Origin of the sequence: Methylobacterium sp. yr668, from assembly GCF_900116245.1 — a bacterium.
GTDB lineage: Bacteria > Pseudomonadota > Alphaproteobacteria > Rhizobiales > Beijerinckiaceae > Methylobacterium.
In genome coordinates, this window is record NZ_FOZY01000009.1 from 57,758 (window position 1) to 66,801 (window position 9,044).

Consider the following 9,044-nt stretch of genomic DNA (forward strand, 5'->3'; position numbering starts at 1 on the left):
GATACTGGGTATCAACCGCATCTGTTTGATGAATGCGCTTCCCGGCAGCATCTCCTCCTCATCGAAAGACGGGCCACCCCGTCACACCGAGAGGATCGAGAGATGACCCACCCTACCATCACCCTCACCGCCGCCCTGACGATGACCGTGGCGTCCCTCCTGCCGGCCGCCGCGTCGGAGGTGACCCTCGACACCGCCGCGCACGGCGCCTTCTCCGTCCCCGCCGTCATCGGCGCGGCCCACCATACGCCGGGTCTCGCGCTGAGCGCCGCCGACGTCCGTGCGCAGGGTGGTCTCCTCGTACCGGCCCTCACGCGCTGGCAGGAGGCTCGGCCGGCCATCGCCTCCGTCGAGCCCTTCAAGGCGCCCGCCACCATCACCGTGGCCTATCGGAGCCGAGACGTCGCGACGCATGCCGCGCAGGTCCTCAAGCAGGGGGGCTTCGCGACCGCGGGCGTCGTCCGGTGGCTGCCCGACGCGCCTGTTGCGGTCGAGGCCAACACGAACACGGTCAAGCTCGGGTCGCTTGAGGCCATGAACTGAGCGAGCACTCGGACAGGCCGAGGACGAGCAGTCGAGGCCCGCCCGGCGAGCCGCCCGCTGCATGAAGTCAGGAGATCAGATCATGTCCGACCACTTCGCGTCGACCGAAATCGCGGTCGAGCACGTCACCCTTTCCTCGGCCAAGTCTTTCGAGGCGGTCCGATCCGCCTTGGAGGCTTCGGTGCCCGTCATCGACCTCGATTACGCCAAGCTCCTGAAGGCTGGACGAGTGGACGAGGCGCGCGACCTCCTCGAACGGCAGGCGCCGCTCTCGATCTTCGGCTCCCGAGACCATGGCGACGTGCTGCGCACCGCCGGGTTGAGCCGCAAGGCCGTCCAGTACGACATCGGCAACCCGCTGACGGCCGCGTCGATGACCCGGCACGCCGTTTCTGCCGCCTTGTACGCGCCGATCCGGGTGCTTCTGCGTGAGGATTCTGAGGGTGGCGTCGCCTTCGAGTACGACCGCCCGGTCAGCACCTTCGGTCAGTTCGAGAATCCGCAGGTCGACCGCGTCGCTGGCGAACTCGATGAACTGCTTCGGAGCACGCTCGCCGCGGCCGCCGCGTGAGGTGAGGCGCTCGAGAACGCCGCGGATCGGGGCCGAGTGTCTCCGTTCCGCGGGGCGCGCCGTGACGCGGCAGCTCTGTTCCACGCGCGGTTCCGACGCTTGTTCGGCTTCACGGCAGCTTCGGCCGCGACCAGACCGTCTCAAAGCCACCCCTCCGAGACGTTCGAGCGGTCGTTCGGTGGTGACAGAGGCTGGCTGATCGAAGGCAACCCGCTCGCGGCCGAGCAGAGCAGGAGCGGACGCGCGTTTGGTAGGTCTCAGAACCGGAGGAGTCGCCGGAAGCGGGCGATGTTCACGAGCGACACGAGGGACGAGGCCACGTAGGTGAGGGCTGCGGCGCGCAGTACGGTGCGGGCGCCACGCATGTCGTCAGCGTCGAGGAAGCGGCCCGTTTCCAGGATGGGCAGAGCCCGGCGGTAGCTCGCATCGAGCTCGACGGGCAGCGTCAAGAGGTGAAACACGAGGCGAACGCTGAGGAGCGCGATGCCGAACCCGACCTGCAGGGTGAGCAGGGCGGGGGATTTGATGACGGCGAGCATGATGGGCGCGGTCATCATCACCAAGCCTGCGGCAAGCTCGAAGCCCTGCACGACCGGCGCGAAGGTCACCCGCGCCGCGAGCAGCCGGTCCCCCGCCGCGTGCTGGAGCGCGTGGGAGACCTCATGTGCCGCCACCGCGACCGCCGTGATGGAGCGGCCCTCATGGTTCTCCGGCGACAGGCGCACGACGTTCGCGACTGGATCGTAGTGGTCGGCCTGCGCGATCTCGACGGGAACGTGCTCGAGCCGTGCCAGGTCGAGCAGATGGCGGGCAAGCTCGCCGCCGGTCCCGGGCAGGTCCGGCCTCTCGGTGGCGTGTTGCCGCATCACCCGGCGCACCCACCACTGGGGGCCGAACACGAGACCGAACAGCAGGGCGGCGCCGAGCGCCAGGAGGATCGGCATACCGGGTATGTAGGCGCGGGGCCGAATCCGTGGAAGCGCGGCGCTGGCTCGACCGCTGGAGCCACAGTCGTGGATCGACTGGTGGCTGAGGCGTTCGCGCTTCGGCCGTCCGGCGGGTCACCGCGGCGGTCGACGAGGTGCGCGCGGCGTCGAGCGGTGGCCAGTCCGAGCTCGATCAGGGGCGCACGGCCGGCGTCTCCAGCGGCAGCGGCGCGGCGCGCGTCGCGAGGTAGAGTTCGAGCGCAACATAGTCCGGCGCGCCGTACCCGAAGGGCTCGGCGCGCATGCCGGTGAGGCAGTTGCGCAGGCGCCGTTGCAGCGAGCCGAGACCTTGCCATTCGAGGCGGTAGAGCGGGTAGCCGGTCGGGTGTCCCTGCGGGATCATCGCTGCGCCGAGGCGGTGACCCCGATGGTCGTCGTGGCAGATGGCGCAGGACAGGCCGAGCTGGCCCTGGCGCGTCTCGAACAGCGCGCGACCCGCCGCCCGCGCGGGCTCGAGCCGGGGATCGTCCGGCGGAGCGATCGGCAGCCCGCGGGACTGCGCGGCGACGAAGGCGGTGAGCGCCAGCAGGTCGGGGCTCTCGTAGGCGAGGGCCTCGGCGCCCTGATGCTCGCGGCGGCACGCGTTGACGCGAGACTGGAGGTCGATGGGCCTGCCCGTCCGCGCGTCCCAAGCGGGATAGCGTGCCGCGACGCCCCGCATCGTGGACGAGGCCTCGCCGTGGCAGCCGGCGCAGGCGAGTCCCCCGGAGATGGGCGCCTTCGCCCAGAGGTCCTGCCCGTCCGCGACCGCGAGCATGCCGGGATTGGCCCCGTCGTCCCGCTGCATCGCCTGGATCTCGGGGCTCATCTGGTCGAAGCCCGAGCGTCGCTCGGCCGGCGGGACCGGCTCCGACCGCGCGAGAGAGCTGAAGAGGAGCAGCGCCACGAGCGCCGTCTGCAGCGGGGAGCCCGAGCGGCGCGGCACGGCGGAGACTCAGGCCACGGTGATCGCCGCGGATTCGGTCTGATCGAAGCCGCCGTCCCCGCGCCACGTGAAGCTGAAGCGGCCGCTGCGCGTCGCGACCCAGGTGAAGGTCAGGTAGGGGTTGGCCGCCGAAGCGGGAAACAGCTCGGCCCGGAAGATCTCCTCGTCCTCGAAGCGGCAGACGAAGTCCGTCACGATGTTGCGCGGCAGGATCCGGCCGTCGGCACCGGGGCGGAAGCCCGTCTCCATCGGGTGCGAGATCAGGGTCCTGATCGTGATCGTGTCGCCGGGCTCGGCGGTCTTCGGCAGGTTGATCAGCGTGCGGGCCATCGGGGTCAGCCCTCCAGGCAGGCGGCGAGGGTCACGATGGCATCGGCGCTCGCCGACCAGTAGGTCCCGTCGCTCATCTCGGCGATGGCGGTGATGCGCTGCGTGTCGGCGAGCCGGATGCGTGTCGAGACCTGCGCGCGGCCGGCGCCCGGCCGCAGGTGGACCGTCACGACGTTCGGCTGCGGGTTCCTCTCGTTGAACACCCCGATCCGGCGCACGTGATCCTCGGGCGTCATCGCGCTCTCGACGGCGACGGTGAGCGGCACCGTGTTGCCGTTCTCCACGAGCGGCGGCAGGTCGAGGGTCACCCGGCCCGGTCGGATCGGGTTGTCACCCGCGAAGCGTCGGATGGCGGATTCCGTCGTTTCCGTGCGCGGGAGCGTCGCCGCGGCGGCGGGGCGCAGCGCGACGGCGAGCGCGGTGCCGACAGCCCCGGCGAGCACGCCGCGCCGGTCCATCGAACGCGCGCTCCGACTCCTGTGCCTGCTCATCGACCTTCCTCGGGACCAGCCTCGCGCAGCGTCGCCAGGAAGGCGACGACATCCTCGATCTCGGCCGCGCTCAGGATCGGCCGCCCCTGCCACGGCCGCCCCACGCGGGTGAGCCCTGTCAGGCTATAGTACGGTGGCATGATCGTCTCCGGGTTCAAGACCCGTCCGTCCACCAGCCGCAGGCGCAGCTGACCCGAGCCCAGCCGCCCGCCGACGCCCGCGAGATCCGGAGCGAGGTTGCCCTGGAACCGCTCCTCCGGGAAGGGCCCGGTATGGCAGAGAAGGCAGAGCCCGCGGGTCCGGTCCACGACGATGGCCCGGCCGCGCGCGGCATCGCCCGGCGCGCCGGTCAGGCTCTCGGGGATGGCGTCGCCGGCGATCGCGGTGGGGACCAGGCCCTCCCCGGCCCGCGCCGGCGGGGCGGCGACTGCCAGCACGAGCATGGCGGCCACGCGGCCTTCCCTCATCCGAACACGTCCCGGGTGATCGTCCGGTACCAGCTCTCGCCGTAGGCCGCCTCCTGCGCGCGCACCGCGTCGGGCGCGTCGAGGGGGCTGATGCCGCCGGCTCCCGGAACGTCCGCCAGGAGGCCTTCGGTCGGGCGGAAGACGCCCGCGATCGAGATGCCGTTGCCCGGTGCGACGAGGCTCCAGCAGGTGTTGATGAGCCTCGGGCTCTCGGGCTCCCGTCCGGCCATCAGGTCGATCACCGCCTGCGCGCAGACTTTGGCCTGCGCGTTCGCCGAGAAGGCGGATTTCGGCATCGCCCCTGCGATCGCCGCGTCGCCGATGACATGGATGCCCGGCACGAGGCGCGATTCGAAGGTCACCGGATCGATCGGGCACCAGCCGCTGCGATCGGCGCAGCCGGCCTGCGCCGCGATGGGGCCGGCGCGCTGGGGCGGGATGATGCACGCCACATCGGCCTTGTACTCGGCGAAGTCCGTGCGAACGACCATCGCGGCGGCGTCGACTTCCGTGACCGCACCGCCCGAGGCGAGCGGCACGTATTCGAGCACGTCCGGGTACAGCTTCGCCCAGGCCGCCTCGAACAGTTTCTGCTTCGAGAACGTGTCCTTGGCGTCGAGCAGGACGAGCTTCGCCTTCGGCTTCCGGGTCTTCAGGAAATGCGCGATCAGGCTCGCGCGCTCGTAGGGGCCGGGCGGGCAGCGATACGGGTTGGCGGGTGCCGAGAGGACCACCGTGCCGCCCTCCGGCATGGCCTCGAGCTGGCGGGCGAGGAGCACCGTCTGCGCCCCGGCCTTCCAGGCATGCGGCATCGCCTCGGCGGCCTTCGCGTCGTAGCCCGGCACGGCGTCGAAGCGCAGCGCGATGCCCGGCGAGAGCACCAGGCGGTCGTAGGGCAGGACTGTGCCGTCGCCGAGCGTCACCCGGCGCGCCACAGGGTCGACCGCATCCGCCGTTCCGCGCACGAAGCGGAGCCGAGCCCGGCCGAGGGCCTCGTAGCCGAAGGTCTGGGCCTCGATCCCGCGCAGGCCAACGACGACCGCGTTGCTGCCCGTGCAGGCGACATAGCGCTCGGCCGCCTCGACCAGGGTCACGTCGACGCCGCCCGCGGCGAGGCAGCGCGCCGCCGTGGCACCCCCGAACCCGGCGCCCACGACCACGACGCGCGGCGCTGTGCCACCGAGGGCCGGGCGCGCCAGCGCGGCGGCCGCGGCTCCGCCGATCAGGGCGCGGCGGGTCGGAGAAGGAGCGCGCATCACCGCGATCCCTGCGCCGCGAACCAGGCGGCGATGGCCTGGCTCTCCTGCGCGCCGAACCCCTTGGCGATGCGGTTCATGAGCGTCGCCGGGCGCGCGCCGGTCCGGAAGGCCTCGAGGGCGCCGACGATCTCGGCTTCCGGCCGCCCCGCGAGCACGCCCATCGCGGAGCCCTCGGCGTGGCATCCGGTGCAGGACGAGGCGCCGGGCGGCGGCCGCATCTCGGCGGCGCCCGCGCCCGTTCCCCCGGCGAGGGCGGCGAGCAGCGCGAGCGCCGGCGTCATCGCCCTCATGCCCGGCGGAGATCCGTGTCCTTCAGCGGAAGCTGGCGGACGCGCTTGCCGGTCGCAGCGAAGATCGCGTTGAGCACGGCCGGCGCGGCGACCGCGATCGTCGGCTCGCCGACACCGCCCCAGAAACCGCCGGACGGCATCAGGATGGCCTCGACCGCCGGCATCGCGTCCATCCGCATCACGGGATAGCTGTCGAAGTTCGTCTGCTCGATGCGCCCGTCCTTCACCGTGCAGGCGCCGTACAGCGCGGCCGAGAGACCGTAGACGAAGGAGCCCGCCACCTGCGCGTCGATCTGCTGCGGGTTGACCGCGTGGCCGGGGTCGGTCGCCGCCACGATACGGTGGATCTTCAGCTCGCCCCGGTCGGAGACCGAGACCTCGGCCGCGCCCGCGACGTAGCTCCCGAACCCCATCGTCTGGCAGATGCCGCGGTAGACCCCCTCGGGCGGCTTGCTGGCCCATCCGATCCGCTCGGCCACCGCCTGCAGCACGGCCCGGTGCTTCGGGTGGTTGTCCATCAGCTTCAGCCGGAAGGCGAGCGGGTCCTGGCCGGCGGCGTGGGCCAGCTCGTCCATGAAGCATTCGAGATAGATGGCGTTCGGGTTCAGGTTCACGCCCCGCCAGAAGCCCGGCAGGATGTGCGGGTTGCGCATCGCGTGGTCGACCAGGATGTTGGGGATCGTGTAGCCGATCGCGGCCTCCGGACCTCCGGGGTTGAGACCCTGGAAGGTGACCGGGTCGCGGCCCTCGACCATGCGCTGGGGGGCGACCGAGGCCAGGATCGACTGGCCGGAGATGCGCATGTGCAGGCCGGTCAGGTTGCCGTCCCCGTCGAGGGCGGCGCGCATCCGGCACTGCGTGACCGGGTGGTACCGGCCATGCGTCATGTCCTCCTCGCGGGTCCAGATCAGCTTGACCGGCGTGCCCGGCATCTCCCTAGCGATGAGCACCGCCTGACGCACCCAGTCGTGCGTGGCGCCGCGCCGGCCGAAGCCGCCGCCGAGATGGATCTTGTAGACCTCGCACGACGTGGCCGGCAGCCCGGCGGCGTCGGCGGTCGCGGCCAGAGCCGCCTCGCCGTTCTGCGTCGGCGTCCAGACCTCGCAGCGCTCCGGCGTCCAGAGCGCGGTGGCATTCATCGGCTCCATCGTGGCGTGATTCTGGAACGGTACGCCGTAGACGGCCTCCACCACCTTGGCGGCGCCCTTGAGGGCGCCGGCCACATCGCCGGCCTTGTTGCCGACGAAGGCCTGCTCGGCGTCGAGTCCCTCGCGCAGGGTCGCCGCGATGGTCTCGCTGGAAACCATCGCGTTCGGTCCCTCGTCCCAGGCGACCGGCAGGGCGTCGAGGGCGGTCTTGGCGCGCCAGAACGTGTCGGCCACCACCGCGACCGCGCTGTCGCCGACCTGGAGCACTCTTCGGACACCGGGCATGCCCGACACAGCCGCGGCGTCGAAGCTCCTCACGCTGCCGCCGGTCACCGGACAGTCGCGGATCGCGGCGTTGAGCAGGCCGGGCAGCTTGAGATCGATCCCGTAGACCTGGCTGCCGTCGAGCTTGGGCAGGGTGTCGAGCCGCTTCAGCGGCTTGCCGGCGATGGTCCAGTCCTTCGGATCCTTGAGCACCACGTCCTTCGGCGGCTCGATCCTGGCCGCCTCCGCGGCGACGGCGCCGTAAGTGATGCTGCGGCCGGAGGAGCCGTGGGTGATCACGCCCCGCTCGACACGGCACTCGGCGGCGGGTACGCCCCAGCCCTTCGCGGCGGCGGCAACGAGCATCGTGCGGGCGGCGGCGCCGCCTCTTCGCACGTACTCGTGAGAATCGCGCACGCCGCGGCTGCCGCCAGTCGAGTAATCACCCCAGACGCGCTTGCGGGCGAGGTTCTGGCCCGGGCTCGGATACTCGGTGGTGACCCTGGCCCAGTCGCAGTCGAGCTCCTCGGCGACGAGTTGCGCGAGGCCGGTGAGCGTGCCCTGGCCCATCTCCGAACGGGCGATGCGAATGACCACGGTCTCGTCCGGCTTCACCACGACCCAGGCATTGACCTCCGGCGCGGTGGGCGCCGCGTCGAGGGTTGCAGCCCGTGCGGGGAACGGGATGTGGAAGCCGAGGGTGAAGAGACCAGCGCCGGCGAGCAGCGTGCGGCGGCTGGGGCGGGCAGCCTTCGGGGAGGCCTTGGATTCGAGGCTCATCTGCTCGTCCCCCGTCAGCCGGACTGGCCGCGCTCGGCGGCGATCTTGATGCCGGCGAGCACACGGTTGTAGGTGCCGCAGCGGCAGATGTTGGTGATCTCCTGGCGGATCTGCTCCTCGCTCGGACGCGCGTTCTGCGCCAGCAGCGCCGCCGAAGCCATGATCATCCCGGGCTGGCAGAAGCCGCATTGCGGCACGTCGAGCTCGGCCCAGGCTTGCTGGACCGGATGGCGGGCATCCGGCGCTAGCCCCTCGATCGTGACGATCTTCTGCCCCGCCTCGATCGCCGAGAGCGGCACGGAGCAGGAGCGGACGGCCGCCCCGTCGATATGCACGGTGCAGGCGCCGCATTGGGCGATGCCGCAACCGTACTTGGTGCCGGTCAAACCGATCTGCTCGCGGATGACCCAGAGGAGCGGGGTGTCGGCCTCGGCATCGACCTCACGCACGACGCCGTTGACGTTCAGTCGTGCCATCTGACCCCTCTCCCGAACGAGATTATGTATCCAGTATCCTCAAAGCGGGGGAGGCCTCAAGGGAGGGCGTGAGCGACCGTCGGCAGCAGCCATCCGGCGCTCGGACAGGTCGACGTCTGCGACCCGAAGGCGCCAAGGCTCTTGAGGCCCAAGGCGTGACCTCTCCTGCCATCGAACCGACTTCCCGCAGATCCCGGCCGCCGTCAGCTGGATCGGAACCGAGCACCATGCTGTGCCCGCTGGCCTGACGCTGCTCTCCGAGCGGATCGACGCGCATCCTCCCAGCCACACGCCTCTGCTCGACACCTTCAACGATGCTTCGCGTACATCTGAAGACCATCATCCACCGCGAGACGATGTCCGCTTCCGGGATACCGGCGCTGATCGCCGAATGGCCGTGACGAGCGCGAAGCCGAATGCCCGTGTGTGGACGCCCCATCGGATTCAAGGGGGTGTTGGAGAGATTTGTGCGCGCAGGATCAGGTGCTGCCGTGTGTCCGGCCTGTTGATGCAG

At 71.1% G+C, this 9,044-nt stretch carries 11 protein-coding genes; 2 read left to right on the forward strand and 9 right to left on the reverse strand.

All coding sequences use genetic code 11. The features are described 5' to 3' along the window. The first annotated feature begins 102 nt into the window (after positions 1-102). Together BM419_RS13745 and BM419_RS13750 are read left to right on the forward strand one after the other, a co-directional pair. Complete coding sequence (locus tag BM419_RS13745; RefSeq protein WP_091681523.1) at positions 103-543, forward strand: hypothetical protein; 441 nt, start codon at positions 103-105, stop codon at positions 541-543. Positions 544-625: 82 nt separating this feature from the next. Further along, on the forward strand, positions 626-1,114 hold the full coding sequence (locus BM419_RS13750; RefSeq protein WP_091926754.1) for a DUF302 domain-containing protein: 489 nt from the start codon (positions 626-628) through the stop codon (positions 1,112-1,114). Positions 1,115-1,371: 257 nt separating this feature from the next. Here BM419_RS13750 and BM419_RS13755 read toward each other — a convergent pair whose 3' ends face one another. The 9 genes from BM419_RS13755 to BM419_RS13795 form a co-directional block, all read right to left on the reverse strand. Beyond that, positions 1,372-2,058 (reverse strand): zinc metallopeptidase, encoded by a 687-nt coding sequence (locus BM419_RS13755; RefSeq protein WP_020095599.1) that lies wholly within the window; start codon positions 2,056-2,058, stop codon positions 1,372-1,374. Positions 2,059-2,233: 175 nt separating this feature from the next. Beyond that, complete coding sequence (gene soxA, locus BM419_RS13760; protein WP_244540772.1) at positions 2,234-2,986, reverse strand: sulfur oxidation c-type cytochrome SoxA; 753 nt, start codon at positions 2,984-2,986, stop codon at positions 2,234-2,236. Positions 2,987-3,034: 48 nt separating this feature from the next. Further along, the gene (locus tag BM419_RS13765) at positions 3,035-3,355 is read right to left on the reverse strand and encodes a thiosulfate oxidation carrier complex protein SoxZ (RefSeq protein WP_020095601.1); all 321 of its coding nucleotides are present in this window, start codon (positions 3,353-3,355) and stop codon (positions 3,035-3,037) included. 5 nt (positions 3,356-3,360) lie between these two features. After that, a complete protein-coding gene (locus tag BM419_RS13770; protein WP_056531344.1) occupies positions 3,361-3,813 on the reverse strand; it encodes a SoxY-related AACIE arm protein in 453 nt (150 codons plus the stop codon). A gap of 29 nt (positions 3,814-3,842) precedes the next feature. Then, positions 3,843-4,289 carry a sulfur oxidation c-type cytochrome SoxX gene (gene soxX / locus BM419_RS13775; RefSeq protein ID WP_244540773.1) on the reverse strand — a complete coding sequence of 149 codons (447 nt, stop codon included), beginning with the start codon at positions 4,287-4,289 and terminating at the stop codon, positions 3,843-3,845. Between the two features lie 20 nt (positions 4,290-4,309). Then, on the reverse strand, positions 4,310-5,569 hold the full coding sequence (locus tag BM419_RS13780) for an NAD(P)/FAD-dependent oxidoreductase (RefSeq protein WP_175556305.1): 1,260 nt from the start codon (positions 5,567-5,569) through the stop codon (positions 4,310-4,312). After that, on the reverse strand, positions 5,569-5,862 hold the full coding sequence (locus BM419_RS13785) for a c-type cytochrome (protein WP_026605315.1): 294 nt from the start codon (positions 5,860-5,862) through the stop codon (positions 5,569-5,571). Before BM419_RS13785 ends, BM419_RS13780 begins: the two co-directional genes overlap by 1 nt. Further along, the gene (locus BM419_RS13790; RefSeq protein ID WP_020095606.1) at positions 5,859-8,054 is read right to left on the reverse strand and encodes a xanthine dehydrogenase family protein molybdopterin-binding subunit; all 2,196 of its coding nucleotides are present in this window, start codon (positions 8,052-8,054) and stop codon (positions 5,859-5,861) included. The genes BM419_RS13785 and BM419_RS13790 overlap by 4 nt, the downstream gene beginning before the upstream one ends. 14 nt (positions 8,055-8,068) lie before the next feature. After that, positions 8,069-8,530, reverse strand: coding sequence for a (2Fe-2S)-binding protein (locus BM419_RS13795; protein ID WP_020095607.1), 462 nt, complete (start codon positions 8,528-8,530; stop codon positions 8,069-8,071). Positions 8,531-9,044 lie beyond the last annotated feature (514 nt).

Bases quoted from the DNA above. Each gene is read 5' to 3' on its own strand.
- BM419_RS13745 (WP_091681523.1), top strand. From the start codon at position 103: ATGACCCACCCTACCATCACCCTCACCGCCGCCCTGACGATGACCGTG.
- BM419_RS13750 (WP_091926754.1), top strand. From the start codon at position 626: ATGTCCGACCACTTCGCGTCGACCGAAATCGCGGTCGAGCACGTCACC.
- BM419_RS13755 (WP_020095599.1), bottom strand. From the start codon at position 2,058: ATGCCGATCCTCCTGGCGCTCGGCGCCGCCCTGCTGTTCGGTCTCGTG.
- BM419_RS13765 (WP_020095601.1), bottom strand. From the start codon at position 3,355: ATGGCCCGCACGCTGATCAACCTGCCGAAGACCGCCGAGCCCGGCGAC.
- BM419_RS13770 (WP_056531344.1), bottom strand. From the start codon at position 3,813: ATGGACCGGCGCGGCGTGCTCGCCGGGGCTGTCGGCACCGCGCTCGCC.
- soxX (WP_244540773.1), bottom strand. From the start codon at position 4,289: ATGCTCGTGCTGGCAGTCGCCGCCCCGCCGGCGCGGGCCGGGGAGGGC.
- BM419_RS13780 (WP_175556305.1), bottom strand. From the start codon at position 5,569: ATGCGCGCTCCTTCTCCGACCCGCCGCGCCCTGATCGGCGGAGCCGCG.
- BM419_RS13785 (WP_026605315.1), bottom strand. From the start codon at position 5,862: ATGAGGGCGATGACGCCGGCGCTCGCGCTGCTCGCCGCCCTCGCCGGG.
- BM419_RS13790 (WP_020095606.1), bottom strand. From the start codon at position 8,054: ATGAGCCTCGAATCCAAGGCCTCCCCGAAGGCTGCCCGCCCCAGCCGC.
- BM419_RS13795 (WP_020095607.1), bottom strand. From the start codon at position 8,530: ATGGCACGACTGAACGTCAACGGCGTCGTGCGTGAGGTCGATGCCGAG.